This is a genomic window from Algibacter sp. 2305UL17-15, from assembly GCF_040720935.1.
Lineage (GTDB): Bacteria > Bacteroidota > Bacteroidia > Flavobacteriales > Flavobacteriaceae > Jejuia.
In genome coordinates this window covers 298,479-321,871 of record NZ_JBFDAE010000002.1, presented here as the reverse complement: position 1 = coordinate 321,871, position 23,393 = coordinate 298,479, and the positions used below count along the sequence as shown (strand labels likewise).

General features: G+C 33.3%; 14 protein-coding genes. 6 read left to right on the top strand and 8 right to left on the bottom strand.

Features of this window, described 5'->3' with window-relative positions:
- Positions 1-11: 11 nt before the first annotated feature.
- The gene (cas9, locus tag ABXQ82_RS03265) at positions 12-4,625 is read right to left on the bottom strand and encodes a type II CRISPR RNA-guided endonuclease Cas9 (protein ID WP_367054781.1); all 4,614 of its coding nucleotides are present in this window, start codon (positions 4,623-4,625) and stop codon (positions 12-14) included.
- Positions 4,626-5,249: 624 nt separating this feature from the next.
- Complete coding sequence (locus ABXQ82_RS03260) at positions 5,250-8,774, bottom strand: methylmalonyl-CoA mutase family protein (protein WP_367054778.1); 3,525 nt, start codon at positions 8,772-8,774, stop codon at positions 5,250-5,252.
- Positions 8,775-8,920: 146 nt separating this feature from the next.
- On the opposite strand from ABXQ82_RS03260, the gene purU reads away from it, so the two are divergent.
- Positions 8,921-9,775, top strand: coding sequence for a formyltetrahydrofolate deformylase (gene purU, locus ABXQ82_RS03255; protein ID WP_367054775.1), 855 nt, complete (start codon positions 8,921-8,923; stop codon positions 9,773-9,775).
- A gap of 138 nt (positions 9,776-9,913) precedes the next feature.
- Positions 9,914-11,011: an OmpA family protein gene (locus ABXQ82_RS03250; protein ID WP_367054772.1), complete on the top strand. Its 1,098-nt coding sequence runs from the start codon at positions 9,914-9,916 to the stop codon at positions 11,009-11,011.
- Between the two features lie 46 nt (positions 11,012-11,057).
- Here the strand turns inward: ABXQ82_RS03250 and ABXQ82_RS03245 are convergent, their stop codons facing one another.
- Positions 11,058-12,179, bottom strand: coding sequence for a TlpA family protein disulfide reductase (locus ABXQ82_RS03245; protein WP_367054769.1), 1,122 nt, complete (start codon positions 12,177-12,179; stop codon positions 11,058-11,060).
- Positions 12,180-12,621: 442 nt separating this feature from the next.
- On the opposite strand from ABXQ82_RS03245, the gene ABXQ82_RS03240 reads away from it, so the two are divergent.
- The 3 genes from ABXQ82_RS03240 to ABXQ82_RS03230 all read left to right on the top strand — a co-directional run bounded on the left by ABXQ82_RS03240 (position 12,622) and on the right by ABXQ82_RS03230 (position 13,966).
- Positions 12,622-13,326 carry a DUF4197 domain-containing protein gene (locus ABXQ82_RS03240; RefSeq protein ID WP_367054766.1) on the top strand — a complete coding sequence of 235 codons (705 nt, stop codon included), beginning with the start codon at positions 12,622-12,624 and terminating at the stop codon, positions 13,324-13,326.
- A gap of 220 nt (positions 13,327-13,546) precedes the next feature.
- On the top strand, positions 13,547-13,744 hold the full coding sequence (locus tag ABXQ82_RS03235; RefSeq protein WP_367054763.1) for a Lacal_2735 family protein: 198 nt from the start codon (positions 13,547-13,549) through the stop codon (positions 13,742-13,744).
- A 75-nt stretch (positions 13,745-13,819) separates the two neighbouring features.
- Positions 13,820-13,966, top strand: coding sequence for a hypothetical protein (locus tag ABXQ82_RS03230; RefSeq protein ID WP_367054760.1), 147 nt, complete (start codon positions 13,820-13,822; stop codon positions 13,964-13,966).
- Here ABXQ82_RS03230 and ABXQ82_RS03225 read toward each other — a convergent pair.
- Both ABXQ82_RS03225 and ABXQ82_RS03220 read right to left on the bottom strand, forming a co-directional pair.
- On the bottom strand, positions 13,941-14,726 hold the full coding sequence (locus ABXQ82_RS03225; RefSeq protein WP_367054757.1) for a helical backbone metal receptor: 786 nt from the start codon (positions 14,724-14,726) through the stop codon (positions 13,941-13,943). The genes ABXQ82_RS03230 and ABXQ82_RS03225 overlap by 26 nt on opposite strands.
- Before the next feature lie 6 nt (positions 14,727-14,732).
- Positions 14,733-16,139, bottom strand: a complete 1,407-nt coding sequence (locus ABXQ82_RS03220) for an MATE family efflux transporter (RefSeq protein WP_367054754.1) — start codon at positions 16,137-16,139, stop codon at positions 14,733-14,735.
- A 193-nt stretch (positions 16,140-16,332) separates the two neighbouring features.
- Here ABXQ82_RS03220 and ABXQ82_RS03215 point away from each other — a divergent pair, with 193 nt between their 5' ends.
- On the top strand, positions 16,333-16,989 hold the full coding sequence (locus ABXQ82_RS03215; protein ID WP_367054751.1) for an HAD family phosphatase: 657 nt from the start codon (positions 16,333-16,335) through the stop codon (positions 16,987-16,989).
- A gap of 9 nt (positions 16,990-16,998) precedes the next feature.
- Here the strand turns inward: ABXQ82_RS03215 and ABXQ82_RS03210 are convergent, their stop codons facing one another.
- The 3 genes from ABXQ82_RS03210 to ccsA all read right to left on the bottom strand — a co-directional run bounded on the left by ABXQ82_RS03210 (position 16,999) and on the right by ccsA (position 23,324).
- Positions 16,999-19,464, bottom strand: coding sequence for a cytochrome c biogenesis protein CcdA (locus tag ABXQ82_RS03210; protein WP_367054748.1), 2,466 nt, complete (start codon positions 19,462-19,464; stop codon positions 16,999-17,001).
- Positions 19,465-19,568: 104 nt separating this feature from the next.
- Positions 19,569-20,009: a large conductance mechanosensitive channel protein MscL gene (gene mscL / locus ABXQ82_RS03205; protein ID WP_367054745.1), complete on the bottom strand. Its 441-nt coding sequence runs from the start codon at positions 20,007-20,009 to the stop codon at positions 19,569-19,571.
- Between the two features lie 99 nt (positions 20,010-20,108).
- Positions 20,109-23,324 (bottom strand): cytochrome c biogenesis protein CcsA, encoded by a 3,216-nt coding sequence (gene ccsA, locus ABXQ82_RS03200; RefSeq protein ID WP_367054742.1) that lies wholly within the window; start codon positions 23,322-23,324, stop codon positions 20,109-20,111.
- Positions 23,325-23,393: the final 69 nt, after the last annotated feature.

Here is a 23,393-nt window from a genome sequence, read left to right as displayed (position 1 = left end):
TTAGAGTGTATTTATTTAATAAATCTTTTAGAATATTCAATATCCAAATTACCCAATGCGTCAACTTTTGCAGGAATTACTTTTAATGTAGAGGGACTTCTTCTTAAAACAACTCTACTCAAATCTGATAATTGAGTTGCCTCAGCACCTGATTCTATACAATTTTCTCTTGGTGTTTTATCCAAATTTCCAGAAGCATAATTATGGCGTCTAAGTATTATTTCTTTTATAATACCTTTGTCTTTATTTTCAATAAATTTTGCAACATTAAACAAACGTGATTGCAAATCTCTGATATCATCCCAAATAATTTCTTCATTCGGTTGCTTATCAAATACAATGAACATATCATCTTTTCTCAATTTCAATATAGGTTTTTTATCTTCCTCTTGAAATATATTTTTTACAATATTAAAATGATTTATTATTAAAGATTTACGCCGTTTAAATTTACCGTTTTCATTAGGCAATAACTTTCCAAAAACCCGTGCTTCATAATTTGTGTATTTATCTTTGTCAAAATAAAAATCACGTTTATAATTAAATTTTGAATTATCTATATTTCTTATCTTTTTAAAAGGGTTCAAATTTGAAACCGCTGCTCTGAGTCTAATCCGTTTAATTACCATTTTACCAATCATTTTTTTCTTCTTTTCATCAAAATATTCTGGTAATATAATTACTGGAGATTCACTATCCTTATTCTCATTCAATAATAATTCCAATCCTTTTGTTCGAGTTAAATTAATTACTTCTTTAATTATTTTTTCCTTATAGTTTTCTTTTTTCTTATCATCTAAATCTATTTTAATAATCGTATTGAATAGCAAGTCTATAAGTTCGGACACATTGGAATAGTCAGATGAAATTGTTTCTTTTGTTAATCCTTGCGCTACAATTATTTTCTTTTTATCTGTTTTTTTTATTTTTTCATAAACCCTAAAAGCAATTATTTTTTTATGCTCCACTTCTCTTTCTAGGAGATCTTCTTCATTTTTTACTTGAAATTCCATTAATTTCTCCCAACCTCTTAAATCAGCAAGAGCTATCAACCTTAATTTTATTCCTTCATCTATAATATTTTCAATATCCTTTCCCGTTATACTACCAATTGGTTTACGTTGAGCAAATATTAATTCATTATTCTTTTTAATATGTGCATAAGGATTTTGGCTATTTAATTTTCCTCTAAGATTCAGTTTTTTAGGCTTTTCCTTTTTTAAATTTTCGAGTAAGGGTTTTATGCGGTCAATTTGTCTGTGATACACAAAAACTTCTTTGTGAAGATTATGCATTCTTTCAGCAAAATTATCCATTGGCTCTTTCAATTGATACTTGGGATTACTATTGCCTTTAAAATAATCACTTTCGTAATTATGAAAAGCTTCAGAAATCCAATTTGCTGTTCCTCTTTCCACACAAGCAACAGTTATCGCATCAATACAATGGTGCATGTGATTACTCCTGTCCTTTTTTGCATACTCTCCTTCTAAACCCCACATTTTCCTTAACGTATCAGTAATTTTACCATTCACAACATTTACATTATTGAAATACGATTTTAAGTAAGCTCTAGCATATTTTGAAATAATTCTTGTATCTACCAGATTTGTATTAGTAAATTGATTGGTAATTTCTTCTATTTCAAATACCTTATGTTTTTTACTTAAATAATCAAGCTTCAATTTTGTGTAATGTGCTTTAGTCATTACTTCGCTATGATTTATTGGATCTGAAATAGCTTTAGCTGCATTTTTAAACTTTTTATATTCTGCTTTGAGACTAGCTAAACTTACATTCCAAGTTGGTACATTGTTTTTAATGGAATAAGATTTTAAATTTACATCTCTATTGTTTAAAATAGAGGCTTTATTAATTTGCTCGCCATTAAAACTTACATTTAATAATCCTGGTAAAGTATCTTTTTTAATTTTTCTGTTGAACTCTGCATTTGCCAAAGTTTTATTGGTTAAAGAATTATCATGAAATTTGCTTCTAGGAATAGTATGCTCAATATCATAAATTGTTTTACCTCCTAAAAAATCACAAACTGAAATCGGTTTCACACTTGTATATAAACATTGATGGTTTTGTTCCTTCCATAAAATATATTTCACCACATCTGTATCTGACGGTATTAAATTGCTCCTTTGTTCTTTAGGATAAGTTTTTATGATTTCTTGCCTTGCCCAATCTCTAATAATTTCTTGGTCTTTTTGCCATTGCGATAATGCTTTTCGGTAACTTGCACTATTAATTTCCCCAGCAACTTCAACATTCACAATTGTATCTTTATCAACTATCCCTTCTTTAATTAATTTATTACACAAACGTTTTATTTGATGCATCGCTCGATTAAAAACAGGGTTCTTGATTGAGCTGATTTCTGGGTTTCCAAGTTTTTTACCAGCTTTTGGATAAGCTTCCATTGCAGATGGGTGATATAATTTATCTACATCAATTTTATCATTTGGAAAAACCTCTTGCAATACATCTAAAATGAAATTCACAATTTTTTTAGTCTTTAAGAAACTTATTTCCTTTGGTAATTTATCTAATGCTTCTTCATAAAAAGCATTCCAGCAATTATTAAATAATTCTTCCTTTTTTAGTTTAGATAGTTTTTCATAATCGCTTTTACCTAACCAATTTATCAATTCATCATTCAATCCTTTTTTATATACATTAATACTAAATTGGTTATTCGCCAAAACAGCATTTTTATTTTCTTCTAAGTTCTTTAGTTCACTTATATAGTTATTGACAATACCTTTGATTTGACGCTCTGCTTTGTGTAATTCCAAGGCTTTAGTAACAGCTCTTGTTACTAAAATCTGGTCGTTATCGGATAATTTTCGACCTAAAACATCAGATATATTTGCTAAAAATACAGCGTGTGAATATATTTCTCCTTTTCGAAGAAATGGCATAATCTTTTTTACCGCTGCTTTACTTAAGCTTCCATAGCTTTTTACTAACTTAATTTTTTGAAACGATTCAACACCTTTTTTGTCTAGCGATAAATGTTTTTCTGCAAAATCCTTCCTTCCCTGTTTTTTATCTTTTTGACCAAAAGAATCTAAGAATAAGCAATGCCAAATATCTTCAATGCTAACTTGTTTTTTATCCTTTTCTTCTGCATGACCTGAATTTAAAAATTCATAGCTTTTATAATTATCTTTACCTATAACTTCCTTTAATTTTGAAGTTGTAGGGCAAGCCGAAAACTTTTTATCAATAGGGAAATTAAAAAATAATTCAGCGACGCCTCCCTCAATGGGATTGGAATCATTTCCAGAAAACACTTCTTTTGGTTTTTTTATATAAGCATATGTTTTATCCTCACTTATTGATGAAGCAATTTGTCTAAAATCAAAATCTGTAACCCTTAAAAATAGTGGTTTGATTTGCTCTTTTTCATCTTTTGTCAAAAATTCTAATGTTGAATTTTCACTTCTTGCAATTTTAATTCTATTTATAGATTCCCACATTCTGAATTCCTCAAAAAGCGGATGTGAAATTGCAATTCTTTTCCTTTTTGGTTCAAGAGGACACTTAGCTACTAATCCTTTTTGGCTTTTTAATGGTCGCTGATAAAAAATAGCATTGTATAATTCTTTCTTTAATTCTTCATCTATATTTTGTTTTATGCAAATAGCATTAAACTCTTCTAAATAATGATCAACTCGATGAGTATATCTTCCTCTTATTTTAGTAATTAAACCTGTTTTTTTATTGGTCTTTGTATAAATGGAATAAAAATAACTTCCCATCGTAGGTGCACAATAACCTTTGCTTGATGCTGATTTAATCTCCTCTGAAAGCATGTCAATGGCTTTCATAACCTTTCCTTGATTATCAGGCTTATTAAACTCGGCAGTTATAAAGTTCTTGATTTTCTCAAATTCAATTTCTTTTTTAAGTTCTCTACTAATCTTACTTCCAATGGATTTTACTTTTTTATCACTTTTTCTGCTATCCAATATTACTTCAAAAGGCTCTTTGAAGGCTGCAGAGTTATCAACTTCATCAATTAATTTTGTTATTTCATTCTTAAACAACTCTAACTTATCTTCAGTCTGTTCTTCATCTGAATTAGATAAATAGCCACGACGTTGAGCAATATGATAGAAAGCTCTACCCAACTGCAATCGTCCTTTTTCAAAATCCATCAAGCCTTCTTTTGTTGCAGCTAAATGACGCAAGTAATACGGCTGTTTTAATAGTTCGATTTTTGCGTTTCCATCTTTCTTGCCGGTTCTTTGCCACTCAATGAAAGCCTCATTTTTGCAAGGATATACTCTTTTATTCTTCCACTTATTTAATTCCCCTTCTTCAAAAGGTGGGCAAAGACCATGTTTATTAAGGATTTTTAAGGTTGCTATTTTTCTTAAGACAATTCTTTGTAATCGTACTCTTGATGTTCTAAATCCCCTACGTTCTGCGGCTTTAGAACTTTCATCAGCACTTACTCCTTTAGGAAATATATAACTTCCTTTTGTGGGTATTAAATTACCTTGATAATCCTGTTTTTCTAAAAAATTATACTTCCCATCTCGTTTCTCTAAAACCGACCAACCTATACTATTAGTCCCTAAATCTAATCCCAACTTTATTTTACTCATTTTCCTTTCTTATTAAAAAAATTATTACATTTGTATTAATCAAATCACAATAAGGCACTTGTTTACAAGATAGCCGTTGGAATAATCTGACTGAAGCAATTCAAGAAGTACCTAAATAGAGCCCTCATTATTGAGGGTTCGTTGTTTTTATTAACCACCAAGTCAATTCGGTCCCCAAATCCAATCCTAAAATTTTACTCATTTTTCTTCGCTTTTATAAAAACTAAAACTACAAAAAAACGAAAGAAAATATTACGGTTTTCATCATTGTATAATCAAAAAGTTTTTCCTACATTTGTTTTAGATTAAAATTTCTAATCTTTAATCTTATCACAATAAGGCTATATGCCGTAGATGAAAAATCTTTAGTCCTGCTTCGGTGGGACTTTTTATTTATTGTGATTTAAATTAGTAAGAAGGAAGTTAAGTTAACGATTCACGCACTTTTCCAAAAACAGAGAAAGTGGTTTTCTAAGATCCCGAAACGAGTTCGGGATAAGCGATTCACACAAGTTTTTTTCCAAAAACTTGGTTCTTATTATGCAGTATAATATTCTAAAGATCCCGATACAAAATCGGGATAAGCGATTCACACAAGTTTTTTTCAAAAACTTGGTTCTCTGCTTACATATTTCTCCTATACTGCCCTCCTACTTCAAACAACGCTTTGGTAATTTGACCTAATGAACAGACTTTACAGACTTCCATTAATGATTCAAAAATATTTTCATTTTTTATAGCTTTACTTTGAAGCTCTTTTAAGAGTGTTTCTGTATCATGTGCCTTATGGAGGTTTTCTAGGGTTTTAATTTGAAATTGCTTTTCTTCTTCGGTAGCTCTTATCACTTCTGCAGGCAAAACCGTTGGAGAGCCTTTACTGCTTAAAAAGGTATTGACACCGATAATTGGGAATTTACCATTGTGTTTCAACGTTTCATAATACAAACTTTCTTCCTGGATTTTAGAGCGCTGGTACATGGTTTCCATAGCGCCTAAAACACCGCCACGTTCTGTAATACGATCAAATTCCAATAAAACAGCTTCTTCTACCAAATCGGTTAATTCTTCAATAATAAATGCCCCTTGAATTGGGTTTTCGTTTTTGGCCAATCCTAGTTCTTTATTGATAATGAGTTGAATTGCCATCGCGCGACGGACGGATTCCTCAGTTGGTGTGGTTATCGCTTCATCGTAAGCATTGGTGTGTAATGAGTTACAGTTATCATAAATAGCATATAAGGCTTGAAGCGTGGTACGAATATCATTAAAATCTATTTCTTGAGCATGTAAACTTCTACCCGAGGTCTGAATATGATACTTCAACATTTGAGCTCGTGCATTAGCTCCATATTTATGTTTCATCGCCTTCGCCCAAATTTTACGGGCTACTCGACCAATAACTGCATATTCCGGATCGATTCCGTTAGAAAAAAAGAAGGATAAGTTGGGCCCAAATTTATTGATATCCATGCCTCTGCTCAAATAATATTCCACGTATGTGAAACCATTTGATAAGGTCAAGGCTATTTGCGTAATTGGGTTTGCTCCAGCTTCTGCAATATGATAGCCAGAAATAGACACCGAATAGAAGTTACGAACATTATTTTCTATAAAATATTCCTGAACATCGCCCATTAATCGCAATGCGAATTCCGTAGAAAAAATACAGGTGTTTTGTGCTTGGTCTTCTTTTAAAATATCGGCTTGAACCGTGCCTCTCACTTGCGAAATGGTTTTGGTTTTAATGTCTTTATAAATAGCTTCAGGTAACACTTGATTTCCTGTAACTCCTAAAAGCATTAAACCTAAACCGTTATTTCCTTCTGGTAAATCTCCGTTGTATTTAGGGCGTTCTTTATTCTTATAAATTTTTTCAATTTTCTTTTCGACTTCTTTTTCTAAACCATTCTCTTTGATATAGATTTCGCATTGTTGATCGATAGCTGCGTTCATAAAAAACCCAAGCAACATTGGCGCTGGCCCATTAATGGTCATACTCACTGAAGTCATTACATCTGCCAAATTAAAACCTGAATACAGTTTCTTAGCATCATCTAAACAACAAATTGAAACACCTGCATTTCCAATTTTTCCATAAATATCTGGACGATAATCGGGGTCGTTTCCGTAAAGTGTGACACTATCAAAAGCTGTTGACAAACGCTTTGCGGGTAAACCGGCACTTACGTAATGAAACCGCTTATTGGTTCGTTCCGGTCCGCCTTCACCAGCAAACATTCTCGCAGGATCTTCGCCAGTTCTCTTAAATGGATACAATCCCGCTGTATATGGAAACTCTCCAGGCACATTTTCCTGTAAACACCATTTTAAAATATCGCCCCAAGCTTGATATTTTGGCAATGCTACTTTTGGGATTTGAGTATGTGATAAAGATTCGGTATGGGTTTCTATTCTAATCTCCTTATCCCTTACTTTAAATGAATAAATTGGGTTTTGGTATGTGTTGACTTTTTCATTCCAACCTGTTATGATTTCCCAATTATGCGGATTTAAATTTAGTTTTACTCTATCAAATTCTGCAATAAGGAGTTTTATAAATTCCTTATTGTCATCCTGTCCTGAAACTTCAGGGGTATTCAGAATCTTATCACTATTTAACCCATGTTTATCAAGAAGAGATTGCTTCGTTCCACTCGCAATGACATTAAGGACAGATTCTAATGTTTTATAAATTCCATAAAGCCTTTGGGCAACTTCAACTTGTTCATCCCCTTTTTTATCATAAGTGCGATTACTTTCAGCTATCTCAGATAAATACCTTGTTCTTGATGGGGGAATGATAAAAATCTTCTCACTCATTTCATTCGAAATTGTGAATGTCGATTTTAAATCAGCATCAGTTTTTTCAACCAATGTATCCATTACCGCTTTATAAAGCGTGTTCATGCCTGGGTCGTTAAACTGGGATGCTATGGTTCCAAAAACGGGTAAATCATCTTGATGAACATCCCAAAGATTATTATTGCGCATATATTGCTTTTTCACATCGCGCAACGCATCGAGCGAACCTCTTTTATCAAACTTATTAATGGCTACTAAATCAGCAAAATCGAGCATGTCTATTTTTTCCAATTGCGTGGCTGCACCAAACTCAGGAGTCATAACATAAAGAGAGACATCAGAATGTTCTATAATTTCAGTATCAGATTGTCCAATTCCCGAAGTTTCCAAAATAATTAAATCGTATTCGGCTGCTTTCAACACTTCAACAGCTTCATTCACATGCTTGGACAATGCCAAATTAGATTGACGCGTTGCCAAACTTCGCATGTAAACTCTTGGGTTGTTTATAGCATTCATTCTAATTCTATCGCCTAACAAAGCACCACCTGTTTTTCTTTTGGAAGGATCAACCGAAATAATCCCAACAGTTTTCTCAGGAAAATCTTTTAAAAATCGTCTTACCAATTCGTCAACTAAACTGGATTTTCCTGCGCCACCTGTTCCTGTGATGCCCAAGACAGGTGAAGCCTCTCCTAGTCCCGCCTTTTGCGGGAGACCCTCACTCAATTGGTTAAAAACACTTTCAAAAGCTTCATGATTATTTTCTGCTAAAGAAATTAATCTTGCAATTACTCTTATATCTTTATTTTTTAACCTTTTACGGAATTCATCTTTACTCATTTCCAATAACCAAGAAGCATCCGTATTATGATTTACGCAGTTTTTCAGCTCCCCTCCCTCGGAGGGGTTGGGGGAGGCTTTTTTTACCAAATCATTAATCATCCCTTGCAGGCCCATTTCCCTTCCATCATCTGGCGAATAGATTCTTGCAATACCATAATCCATTAACTCCTTAATTTCCGAAGGTAAAATAACGCCTCCGCCACCACCAAAAATTTTAATATGCCCTGAATTTCTTTCCTTTAAAAGATCGTACATATATTTAAAATACTCATTATGTCCACCTTGGTACGAGGTTAAACAAATAGCATTCACATCTTCTTGAATGGCGGTATTCACGACTTCTTCTACACTTCTATCATGCCCTAAATGAATGACCTCTACACCTGTTGCTTGAATAATTCGGCGCATTATATTAATGGACGCATCATGTCCGTCGAAAAGTGATGCTGCGGTTACTATTCTAACTTTATGTTTTGGTGTATAAGGCAATACTTGCTTCATTCTGAAAAATATTAGATATTATGTCATGCAATTTACGAATAATTCAAAATAATAATCAATTCACAGGAAATTATTCAAAACTAATTCTGGTACGTATTACTAAATGATTTTAATTTAAATTTGACACTTTAGCACTTGAAAATCCCATGAATAAGATTACCATATTAATACATTGTAAAGACAGATCAAATATTATTGCATCGGTTACTAATTTTATTGCTGGAGACGGCGGGAATATTGTTTATATAGATCAGCACGTAGATAGGGAGCAGAATATCTTTTTTATGCGATTGGAAAGTGAATTTACTGATGAAACATTTTCTACTGAAAGTTTTAAATCCCGTTTTAAAGTTGAGATAGCAGAAACGTTCAAAATGAAATGGCGTATTTATTCTTCTGAAAAGAAACCAAAAATGGCGTTGTTTATTTCTAAATACGATCATTGTTTGTATGATTTATTAGGGCGTTATAATTCAGGTGAATTGAATTTAAAAATTCCATTCATTATTAGCAATCATTTAGATTTAAAACCTATTGCTGATAGTTTTAAAATTCCGTTTTTCCATATTCCTGTGACAAAAGATACCAAACAGCAAGCGGAAGAGAAGCAATTGGAATTATTACAGGAGTATAAGGTTGATTTTATCGTGCTGGCTAGATACATGCAAATTGTTTCCAATAAACTAATTGATAAATACCCGAATAAGATTATTAATATTCACCACTCCTTCCTACCTGCCTTTGTGGGGGCAAAACCTTATCATTCTGCCTATAAAAGAGGTGTTAAAATTATTGGTGCTACGAGCCATTATGTTACCGAGGAACTGGATGCGGGCCCAATTATTGAACAGGATGTGACACGCGTAACACATGCACATTCAATAGCAGACTTAATTGCCAAGGGACGCGATTTGGAAAAGATTGTATTGGCCAATGCCATTAAATTACATTCTGAACGGAAGGTCATGGTCTTTAATAATAAGACCGTTATTTTTTCTTAATAAGAATACTGATAATCAGCATCTTAAAATCACAAATAGATTGTTTTTATAAAATTAACAAATGTTAATCGTGACTTAACGAATTTCTCTGTGTCCTAATTACAGAAGAAAAACCATTAACTAAAATTATTAATTTTTATGAAATCAAATTTTATTTTATGCCTAACTTTTTTGTTAGGTTTCGGAATGTCCCAAGCACAAAACTTACCTGCAAATCCCGATCCAGGTAAATGTTACGTAAAATGTATTACTAAAGACGAGTTTAAAACTGTTGAAGAAACTATTGAAGTTTATCCGGCATACACAAAACTAGAAGTAGTACCTGCCACTTACCGCACAGTTGAAGAGCGTGTATTAATTAAAGAAGCTTCGAAAAAATTCGTTTATGTACCTGCTACTTACGAAACTATCCAAGTGCCTTATATCAAAAAAGAAGGAAGAACAGATTTAACAACTAATCCTGCAACTTTTGGATCTAGTTCTAGAACTTTTGAAACATATCCTAAAACTTCTGGATGGGAATACAGAGAAACGGCTTGTGATTCCCCAAACAAGGAAGATTGTATGGTAGCCTGTTTTGTGGAGTACCCTGCTCAATTTAAAGATGTAAGTTTTACAACTTTAGCGAACGATGCTTCAACCAACAACAGACCAGTTCCAGAAGTAAGTACGACTTACAAAAAGCGTGTTATTAAGACACCAGCTAGAATGGATGAAATTGAAATTCCTGCTGAGTATTCTACTATTAAAAAGCAGGTAGTTGCAACTCCTGCTTCTACAAGAAGTGTAACCGTACCTTCAAGATCTCAAACCGTTACTAGAACTGTTTTAGCTAAAAAAGGTGGTTTAACCACTTGGGAAGAAGTAGATTGTGGATTGTTAAATGCTAACGTTTTACCAATTTTTTACGAATTAGGTAGCGCACGTATTACGCCTGCTTCTAAGAAAATTATTGATGAAACTTTATTGCCATTGTTAAACAGCAAGCCTGTAAGCATCGAATTGATGTCTCATACAGATTCTAGAGGTAATGATGATTTCAACATGTCTTTATCACAACAACGTGCTAATTCTGTGGTTAACTATTTAGTATCTAAAGGTATCTCTAGAAGCAGACTATCTGCTAAAGGTTACGGAGAATCAAGATTAGTAAACCGTTGTTCTAATGGTGTAGAGTGTTCTGAAGGACAACATCAAAAGAATAGAAGAACAGAATTTAGAGTGATAAACAACTAATATTTATTTAGTAGTTATTACTTTAAACTAACAAAAAAGGCACCTTTTAAGGTGCCTTTTTTGTTATTGTATAGTTTGGATAATTGCTTATTTTTTTTTCAATCTTAATCCCATAAGTATCATTTAAACTAGAGGCCATTAAATCGAAATACTTATAGTGAATATCCCAATCGTGAAGTTCGTTCGCAACTCCTTCATTATTAGTGACAATTGGAATTTCAAGCAAGTTAGCCAGTTGGTAATTTAATTGGTTTAATGATACATTATCTGCTTTGATATCTGTATCCCCTATTAAAAAATTTGGTGTGTCATTTCCCCAATCTATTTGATTCACATCCCAAAAACTAGGCGTTTCTATATTAAAAAACAGAACTTCGCCATGTGCAGAATTACTGATTTGATGTAGTTTTAAGCTTTTTAAAATAGCCTTAGATAGGTTTTTAGAAGCTTTCGTATCATGTTTAAATCGTACACGATAAAAATCATTTAAATTTGAATCTATGCTTACCTGATTTTTAAACACATTATTGGTGTAAGCCATTATATCTCTCAAGCTTCCAGTTATTTCAGTAAACGTTGGTTTCTTTAGGATTTGTAATTCAGGGATTGGTAATTTTAATTTCTCGATTTCAAAATCCCTTTTTAAATCGGTCTCTTTTTTTGCCACAACAGCTTGGTAAGATTGTACCTTAAACATTTTATCACTCGCAATTTGGGACTTGTTGGTACTTAAATAGCCTTCAAGATGATAGGATTTAAATTCCGCAGGATGCCCTTCCCATAGCTTTTCGCCATTAGCATTAAACAAAATACCATAAGGCAAGCTGCTAATATTATATTTTGAAAATGTTTCGCCCTCATTATCAATTGCAACAGCTAAATCTAGAGGATGCTTCTTCATAAAACGTTTTACCAAATCCGGATTTTCCTGACTTAACGAAAGAATATAAAAGTCTTTTGGGTACTGCTTCTGTAACGACGTTAAGTATTTGGACACATGGATACAAGGTCCACACCAAGTAGCCCAAAAATCCACAAAGTAAAGTGCATTTTCTGAGTTTAATGCAATCTCTGATTTTTGAATATTTTCTGATATTTTAATTTGTCCAAAAAACAACATTGGTAACAAACTAATTACAACACCAATTGAGAGCTTCTTAATTTTCATTTCTGTTTTTTATTCTAATGGATTTCTAGTTACATATAACAACTATTGTGCTAAAATAGTATTTATACCATTTATCATTCGAAATTACTGTAATAAAAAGCCCTTTTTTCCTTTCTTCTTCATTAAAAAAAGCCCCGAACCGTCGGGGGTAACTAAGGCTATGCTTTATTTTTTATAATTCAAATAGAGAAAAAATCATCCTTTTCTTTTTCAGTAATTCCAAATAACAAATGGTATTAACTAAAAATACTTGTAATCTAACATTTTATTTTAGAAAACATGTGACCCTTTTAATTTTCCTGTGTCTTATAACAAAATGAAAAGATCAAATTGATTGAGGGATTAATCTGGTTTCCATATAAAAAGGCACTCAATATTTTTTGAGTGTCTTATTTTTTTAATTTATTATAACCCTATATTTGCCGAATAAAACCCCAATATCATGATACGTAAAATTCTAGTTGTTTTTTTAATTTTCAATCTTACCGCCTGTGCAGAACTTCAAGGTGTCATTGACCAATTACCGCAAAGTGGTCCAATTTCAAACGTAGAAATAGCCTCTGGTTTGAGACAAGCTTTAGATTTAGGAATCGATAAACAAGTTACAAAACTCACACAGGAAGATGGTTTTTATAAAAATGAATTGGTTAAGATTTTACTCCCGGAAGAACTACAAAAAGTAGATAAAGCGCTAAGGGATATTGGCTTAAGCAGTTTAGCAGATGAAGGGCTTAAAGTTCTTAATCGCGCTGCCGAAGATGCCGTAAAAGAAGCGACACCTATTTTTATAGATGCTGTAAAAGGCATTACGTTTGCTGATGCTAAAAATATTTTACTCGGGAATGATGATGCTGCCACAAATTATTTGACCTCAAAGACAGATACTGCATTGTATTCAAAATTCAACCCTGTTATCAAGAACTCATTTAGTAAAGTTGGTGCAGATGATATTTGGAACAACTTGATTAACAAGTACAATACACTTCCTTTTACAAAAGATGTAAATCCAGATTTAACCGATTATGTAACTACCGAAGCCTTAAAAGGCGTTTATACAATGATTGCTGTTGAGGAAAAAGAAATTCGTAATAAAATAGGTTCAAGAACTACAGATTTGTTGAGAAGGGTTTTTGCGCTTCAGGATTAGTTTTAAAAGAAATCTTATACTAAAAACCGGATAATTTTGTTATTCGGTTTTTTTTTATACAAACTGTTAAAGGATTAATTATTATTCATCAGAACTGCTATCTTTTAATATTATATCATCATTATTTGAAATTATTTTATCGTATTCACAAAATTACCCTGTATATATTTTTGAATTAACAATAAAACATGTAATTTAAAACCTTGGAATAATTACTGTAATGAACACTAGAGATACTATTACAAAAAAGCAAGTCAAATTGAACGAAAAGTATAAAAAGCTTATAGAAGATGCTTATAATTTTCAACAAACGGATGCCGCTTTGAGTGATTTATCAGAATACAAAGCCATTAAACTTTTAAATAAGATCAATAAGCTCAAATATCTGACTAGAGAAAGTCAACTTCAAAAAAATTAAATTTAATATTTCTTTAACTTTTCCATAAAATCCAAAACACATAAATTCTCGTAATTTACCTTAAACGAGAACATTATGAGCCCCCATTTTTGTAAAGTTGGTAAAATAAAAGCCAACGTCAGTAAACTAGTTAGCCTTAAGGAATTTGAAAACAGAATTACAAATTTTGTTGATGATATCAATAAGGTAGAATTTTCTAGAGATTTGAACGAAGCTGTTTAAAATAGTTAAACGCCTTTGCTAGTCTAGAACCGTACCAAGAAAAGAATTCTCCATCTACCAAAATAATTTTGGCATTTGGGTAGCATTCCTGCAACTCTTTTTTATGAGCTTCCTTAAACGGAAATGGCTCACTAGAAAGTAAAACTAGGTCTATATCTTTTCTCTGCTTCAGTTCTATTTCAGGATATCTTTCTATAGTCCCAAAACAATTATCGAACTTATTTAAGTTGAGCAAATAATTGATAAATGTGTTGTTTCCAGCTACCATCCATGGATTTTTCCAAATAAAATAGATTGTTTTTAAAGGTGTCGTATTTTGAATGAATGTTTTAAAATCTTCAGCTCCATTCTTAATTTTAGTTACAAGTTTGAAAGCTTCATTACCTTTATCGAATAAAATCCCATATTGTATTATCAGTTCTAAACTATCTTCTAAAGTAAAAATATCAGAGACGTGAACTTCACATATTTGTTCACAATCTGCAACTATATCTTTGGTGTTTTCTTCTTTATTACAAAGAATAATATCTGGATGCAATGCCCTTATTTTTTCAATATGAATTTGTTTTGTGCCTCCAACTACTGACACTTTAGTCTTTATATGATGTGGATGTACACAAAATTTTGTAACTCCAATAAGATATTCTTCCAGACCCAAATCGCACAATAATTCTGTTTGACTCGGGACCAACGACACAATTCTCATTGGTGTTTTCTCAAATTGAATTTTTCTATGAAGTTGATCTAAAATTTTTATCATGTCTCTTTAAACTTCAACCTTCTTCCAGTTTCCTTTTTTAAACCAAATTATAGCAACAATGGCAATTAATATTTCAGCCAAAGTAATTGCCCAAAATACTCCCGAAGGACCAAAACCTAAACTAATTGCCATAACATAAGCAAAAGGCAATTGTAATATCCAAAAACAAAAAAAGTTAATATATGTTGGTGTCTTAGTATCTCCCGCCCCATTGAATGCATTGATAACCACCATGCCATACGCATAAAACACATACCCGGCAGCCAGAACCCGTAAACATAAACCCCCATATTTTACAACATCTGGAGTGTCATTAAATAAAACGATTATTTGTGGTGCAAAAACAAGATAAATTATAGAAACCATGCCCATAAATATTGCGCAATATTTCCCTGTTTTCCAAACCGATTGCTCTGCACGTTCTGGTTTTTTAGCACCGAGATTTTGCCCAACCAAAGTCGCTGCGGCATTGCTCATCCCCCAAGCTGGCATTAGCGTAAACATCATTACCCTTATGGCAATGGTATAGCCAGCAAGCACTTCACTTCCAAACTCACTCATAATGCGCATTAAAAACACCCATGACGATGTGCCAATTAAAAATTGACCAATGCCACCCAATGACACTCTGATGAGGTTCAACATTACTCCAATTCTTAAAACTAAATTACTAATGCCTATTTTGATTTTACTAAAACCAAAAAACAGAATCCCCAATTGAAATACTACTGCTGTTCCCCTACCAATGGTCGTTGCTATAGCCGCACCTTCAACGCCAAAAGCAGGAACAGGTCCAAAACCGAAAATAAAAATGGGGTCTAGAACAATGTTAAGTCCGTTTGATAATACCAACGTCCACATTGCCACAGATGCATTCCCTGCACCTCTAAAAATAGCATTGATTAAGAACAATAGCATGATAGTAATATTTCCACCAAGAAGTATTTTTGTATAGCCATAACCTTCTGCAATTAAATCTGGTTCGCCGCCCATCAGCCCTAAAATCTCCTTTGGATAAATAATTCCAAGAATACTTATAATGATAGAGAGAAATGTTCCCAAAAATATAACCTGTACAGCTGCATTCGAAGCACCTTTTAAATCTTTTTCCCCCGTACGTCTTGCTACAATTGCAGTTGCAGCCATACTCAAACCAATGGCTACGGCATATACCAGAGTGATTACAGATTCCGTTAAACCAATAGTGGCCACCGCATTTACACTAACTTGGGATACATACATGATGTCCACAAGCGCGAATATAGATTCCATGAGCATTTCCAAAATCATGGGAATAGATAACATAAAAACGGCACGCCGAATACTGCCCGAGGTAAAATCCTGCTCCTTACCTGTAATGGCTATTTTGAAATAGTTAAAAAACTGTTTTATAGTGATTTTCTGTGATTGCATTTCAGAAATTTTTAAAATAAGACATGACCAACCAAAACATGATTAATCCTTTTTATTCGAGAGAACCTCGATATGAACGGAAGTCGAATTATACAATCATAAGCAACAAAGGTGTCGATTTAATTTGAAATTACAAAATGAATTTTTCTAGGTGTTTCTCACTTCTTGACATATCTTCGCAAAAAAAATCAAAATGTTAAAAGCTGTTATTTTCGATATGGATGGTGTGGTTATAGATAGCGAACCTATGCACAACAAGGCATATCATGATATGTTTGATGAAGTTGGGATTGATGTTTCTACTGAATTGTATGAATCTTTTACCGGTCAATCTACCTTAAATATCTGCAAACGTTTATGCGACCATTACAATTTAAATGAAGCTCCCGAGACTTTAGTGGCCCTAAAAAGAAAGCATTACAAACAGTTTTTTAATTCGAATTCTGATTTGGGTTTGATTGATGGGGTTTTAGATTTAATTAAAGATTATCACCAAAATGGCTTGACCTTAGTATTGGGTTCATCGGCAGCAATGACAAGTATCAATATGATTTTCGACCGTTTTGATTTGAACCAATATTTTAAAGCGAAATTAAGTGGTGCCGATTTAAAACAATCTAAGCCACACCCAGAGATTTTTGAAAAAGCAGCCGAAGCTTCAGGTTTTAAACGCCATCAATGTATCGTTATTGAAGATTCAACTAACGGTATTGAAGCTGCAAAATCTGCTGGCATTTATTGTGTGGGCTATGATAGTTTTCATTCTAAAAACCAAGACTATTCAAAAGCAGATAAAGTCATTACAGATTTTAAGGCTATTTATTTTGATAAAATTTCTAAAGAATTTTAGATGATACTTCTAATGATAAGCTTCTAAACCACGCTCTAAAAACTTAGCATATTTCTCCTCATCAGGAGTATAAACCTCTGGTTCAGTTAAAACTTCATTGTTTTTCGGGTTGAACAGCACATAATAGGGTTGCGAATTCGACTTAAAAAATTGGGTCTGGAAATTTGCCCATTTATGCCCGTAATTCTTCAACAACCTTGTGCCACCATTTACGCGATTCACTTCTACCCTCTCGTTTTCCGGTAAGTCCTTTTTATCATCAACATATAGCGAAATCAATACATAATCGTTTCGTAAATAGTTGTCAATTTTTTCTAGAGGCCAAATATGCTCTTCCATTTTTCTACAGTTCACACATGCATATCCTGTAAAATCTATCATTACGGGTTTGTTTACTTTTTTGGCATAAGCAATCCCTTCTTTTAAATCCTTAAACGTTTTAAGATTATTGGTTGTATTACTTGGATAAAACCAGCTATAGCCTACTGGAGGTGCTAAACCACTCAAAAGCGTTAACGGCACATAGGTATTTGTTTCTTTATTCACTCTAAAACCAGACACCAGATATATTGTGAAAGCTGCCACTAAAATACCTCCAGAAATCCTAAAGAATGATAATTTTTTAAGTGGGGAATCGTGCGGGAATTTTAACTTTCCGAATACATAAAGTGCAAGGCCCGCAAAAATTAATATCCAAATAATTAAAAACGGTTCAATTTTTAAAAGCCCCCATTGCTTTACCAAGTCGGCATTTGATAAAAATTTAAATGCTAATGCCAACTCCAAAAATCCTAAAATTACTTTAGTAGTGTTTAACCAACCACCAGATTTTGGCAATGCGTTCATCATGTTTGGAAACATCGCAAACAATGCAAAAGGCAATCCAAGAGACACTCCAAACCCTGCCATACCAGCTGTAAGTTGCCATGCGCCACCATCGGCTGTTAAAGAGCCTGCCAATAAAGATCCTAAAATTGGTCCTGTACATGAAAAGGACACAATGGCAAGTGTTAATGCCATAAAGAAAATACCAACAATCCCACCAGCGTTTTCGCCTTGGGTTGTTTTAGCTGTCCAACTTGAGGGTAAGGTTAATTCGTAAAAGCCAAAGAATGAAAATGCAAAAAAGACGAATATTGCAAAAAACACAATATTCAACCATACGTTTGTAGAAATTTCATTGAGTATATCTGGGTTTACAGAATCTAAAAGATGAAATGGCACACTTAAAATTAGATACACCAGTAGAATAAAAAACCCATACAACAATGCTTTTGAAATTCCTGAACTTTTGCTTTCGTTATCATTTTTTGTGAAAAAGCTGACCGTTAACGGAATCATTGGAAATACACACGGCGTTAATAAAGCCAATAATCCTCCAAGAAATCCTAATCCAAAAATAGTCCACAATGATTTTTTTGATTCAGCTTGACCATCTGATAATTTTATGTCTTCAGGATTCATGCCGTAAAGCATTTGATTAACCGAAGCATTATCACCAGTTGAAAAGGCACTTAAATTTTCTTCATTAATTTGAATGCCCTCAGGGCTAAATGTAAATTTAAAATCCTCACTCGGAGGGAAAATACATCTCGAATCATCACATGCTATATATTCAATACCTCCGTTTATAATGGCATCTTTATTTTTAATCTTTATTTTTTGGATGAATATAGCTTCATTGTAAAATTTCCCGACTTCAATATTATCGAATAAAGGTTCTTTTTTAATGATTTTATTAGTGTCACTTTCAAGGGTTTTACCAATCAATTCAAAGCCATCATGCTTTTCAAAAGAAAAGGTTGTTACGGGGCCTTCGCCTTCTAAATACTGTGAATATATTGCCCAGGTAGCATCAATTTCAGCTTTAAAAATTAATTCATACGTTTCATCTGTAAGTTTATTAGTTGAGAATTTCCATATTACCGGTTCTAATAGTTCTGATTGCGTAAACGGATTATCGGCATTTAAATCAACTTTTTCAACAGATGTCTTTTCAATAGATGAATTAGTGTTGGGTATATTAAAAACCAAATCCACTACTTTAGGCGGCAAACAGCGTGTATCATCACAAACCATAAACTCAACTGTTCCATTTAGGGTTGTTTCGCCTCCAACTACTTCAATGGTTTGTTCAAAAACTGCTGAAGTATCAAAAAACTTAATCTTCATTTCAAAAACAGGATCGTCAACCACATGTCCTTCTTCTTCTGAAGTTTTTCCTATAATTTTAAAATCCTCGCCTACTTCATAAGTAAAAGTTGTTGGGATTGGTCCAAATTCTGGTACATCCTGAGAATACAGGTGCCAACCTTCATCTATAATCGCTTTTGAAATTAATTTATATTCCGAATCGGAAATCTTCTCAACAGAAGTTGTCCATTCAACAGGCTCAAAAATCTGTGAAAACGAACTGAAACTTACGACTAAAGCGAGTAAGAAAACGATTGTTCTAAAAGTGGTTTTGATAACCATATAGTTTACTGATTTTTAATTTATCCCCTAAAGAGTCGAAAAAATAATATATCCTCTACTAAATAAATGTTAATGTTTTAATTAAAATAGAAATTATAGTGCTTCTATTTCGATTTCAATAACGCATTTTGCTCTTCCATCAACTGGGTTAATTTATCCAATAACTCAATATCTTTTGGTGTAGCTACAGTTACATCTTTTGTATCCTGAGCTTTCTTTTTAAGTTGATTCATAAATTTCACAACTATAAAAACGGTAAACCCGATAATTATAAAATCCAAAAAAGCTTCTCCTAAAGCGCCATAACCGATCGCTACTTCTTCTGTTAACGTAGTGCCATCAGCTTTATTAACAGCTTCTTTTAAAATGATTTTTTTATTCTGAAAGTTAACACCATCAGTAAGTAACGACAATGGCGGTAAAAACACCTTCTTCACTAAAACATCTATCACTTTGTTGAATGCGGCACCGATAATAATACCAATTGCCATATCCATCATATTACCTTTTACGGCAAACTCTTTAAATTCTTTAAATAATTGCATAATATCTATAATTTTAGAATTGCAAAATTATAGTATTAAGAATTAACCTCTTCATCTAAATGATAGAAAAGTGAACGGAATTGCTATGTAGCTTTAAACTTATTTTTTGTAATACTTCGCATAGCCTCGATAACCAAAGAATCCAAGTATTGCAACACAAGTACAAGCTATGGCAATAAATTTCAAACTCACTATCTGGTCGCCACTAGCATAAGAGTGTAATCCCGCTAAGTAAAAATTCACACCAAAATAGGTCATTAAAATACTAGCAAACGCCACGATAGACATTAAATTATAAAACCAACGTCCGCGAAGCCCAGGCACCAATCTCATGTGGATCACAAAGGCATACACCATAATACTAATTAATGCCCAAGTTTCCTTAGGGTCCCAACCCCAATAACGTCCCCAACTTTCATTAGCCCACATACCTCCCAAGAAGTTCCCTATGGTCAACATTACCAAACCGACAGTTAAAGCCATTTCATTAATTATGGTCAGTTCTTGAATATTTAGCCCCATGACTTTCTTATTTTTTTCGGTGGTAAACGCCATAAGAAATAATGCCACTACACCCAAAATCATTCCTAAGGTAAATGGCCCGTAACTTGCCACAATTACCGCAACATGTATCATTAACCAATAACTATTTAAAACGGGTTGTAGGTTTGCAATGGCAGGGTCCATCCAATTCCAATGGGCAATCATTAAAATCATGGACGTTACAAACGCCGCTGCCGCAATGGTTAAATTAGAAGATTTTCCTTTTCTTAAACCTGTAATCAAACCAAATAACATCGTTGACCACGCCACATATATCATGGATTCGTAGGCATCACTCCAAGGTGCATGACCCGAAATATACCAGCGCACAATTAAAGCCGCGGTATGCAATAAAAACAGACCAACAATGATGAATTTGAAAATAGTTATTGCAATATTTACACCTTTACGCTTAGCATTAAAAATTTGTATAATTAAAAATACAAACATCAACGTACCAGCATACATAAACCATTTGTAAAGTTTTTTAAAAATATCGTACTTATTATAAAGCACTTCTGTTTTTACTTTTTTATCACTCAACATCACATCACTACCATAACGATGTTGCGTCTTTTTAAAGGCTTCTAATAATTTTGAAGCCTCAGAGAAATCCCCTGATTTCTTTGCATGATTCAAGGTATATAAATAAGCTCTAAATCCGTTTTTTACAAAATTATTATACAATGAATCCTTTATTATTGAAGGTTCTAAATTGTATTCGTAATTAGAAATCCATTTGTTATTCTCATCATTAGGAATTGGGAATATTTTTAGAGAACGTCCTTCAATCGTATTGAATAACAAAGTAACCCGTTGGTCTGTTTCTTTTAACTTTTTTTGATACCCATTTGGAATCGCTGCACTATAGGCATCGTTTAAGTATGGCGCAAGTTTATATGAGCCATCTTCGTTAAGAAAATCCAATAACGCAAAATGTTTCCCCTCTTTAGACACTCCAATAAGGTTTCTTAGAGAATCGGTTTCCATGGGGCGTAAGTAGATGATTGGCACATTATACCATAACCCTGGACTTTCTTGAATGGATAAAAACACCTGATTGGCATCCAAATCTTCATAACTATCACTTTTACTCAACTTCCTGAGCATTTCAGAAGCATAGGTATTTACAGGCATCATTCGTCCTCCAAGATCCTGGATTACTAAATGTCCAAATTCATCAGCATGTACTTTGGGTGTGATATTTGCTTTTAAAACAGAATCAATTTGTGCTTTTGTGGGCATTTCAACCTTGCCGTGATCGTGCCCATCATTTGCTGAATGTTGCTCATGCTGTGCAAAACCGTTCAATCCAAGACATAAGACTAAAACTGCCAATAGTTTTTCTTTTTTTGCTTTTACCTTATCCAAGCGCACTTTTAAATCTCCAAAACGAGAACCTTTACTAAACAGGATTGCCATTAAACCAAAATACAGCATAAAATAGCCGATATATGTGATTAGCGAACCCCAATAATCATGGTTTACAGAAAGTACAGTTCCTTTTTCATCTTGATCAAAATTCGATTGAAAAAAACGATAGCCACGATGATCTAAAATATTATTCATAAAGATTTTATAATCGAAATCGCCTTCTTCTTCATCAATTACGGTAACTTCACTCGAAAATGCTGAAAAATTTCTTTCGGTTCCAGGGTAACGTTCCGCTTCAAAATCATTCAATTTAATAGAAAAAGGTAATTCCAAAAGTTTAGAACTGTATTTCAACGCAAACTCCAGCCCGCCAACTTTTATTTCTTTATGTTTATTATTGATGTACTGTCCGCCTAACAACCCAACACGTTTCGTTTCCCCATTGGCCGCAACCTTGAGTACCACTCCGTTTTCGCTACTTCCTTTTAATAGTTGTGACTGCTCAACAACATCAAAAACACCTTTAACAACTGGTTTAGGAAACACCATTTGCATATTCCCAATCACGTAACGAGAGCGTAGAATCAAAGGTTGCAAACTATCTTTCACTAATTTTCCTTGGGCCCTGGTAGCCATCGTCATATACTGGCCTTCAAAAGGAGATTGTATGGTTAAAGAATCGCCTTGATGCGTAATATTTATAGCGCCATCTGTAGGTTTATTTAAAGCAATTAAAATATTATGGATACTAGAAACCTGACCAGATTTTAAGAAATGGTTATCCGGCCCGTTTGATCCGGCTTCCACTAATTTAAGGTACTCCTCTCCGTTTTCATCTGGTATAATATCCTCTTCTGCACCCTTAATAAACTTTTCTAATTCTATAGTTATGGGCTGTTTATTGTATTCGGTTTCAATTTTAAAATCGTTATCCAATCTAGGCGAAAAGTCCACTTCTTCTTCAAAAACACGCATTTGGCTCACGCCGTCTATTTTATAATCTCCATAAATATTCCCAGAAATGTATGTTTTTTGAGATAAGAAAGTATTTGCAGTTGCGCCCTCACGAATAGGCATCATACCTTCAAAACTCACATATCTTGTAATAAATGCACCCAATAAAATAAATATGAAAGCAAGATGTAAGATTAAAGTCGCCCACTTTTCTTTTTTATACAATCTGAATCTAAAAATATTACCAGTAAAATTAATCACAAACATTACCATAATAGCCTCAAACCACCACGCATTATAAATTAAATTTCTAGTGTATGGCGTTGGGGAGGTGTCCTGCCCTGAATCCAAAAACGTACCAGTTGCCATCGCTACAGCAAAAGCGACAAATAAAATGGCAGTAAGTCGTGTAGAAAATAGAATATTGGCGAGTTTCTCTTGCATAATAATGGCACTTTTTTTGCTCGTGCAAAAATACGGATTAATGTTTATTTTACTTGCTTTTTAACACGC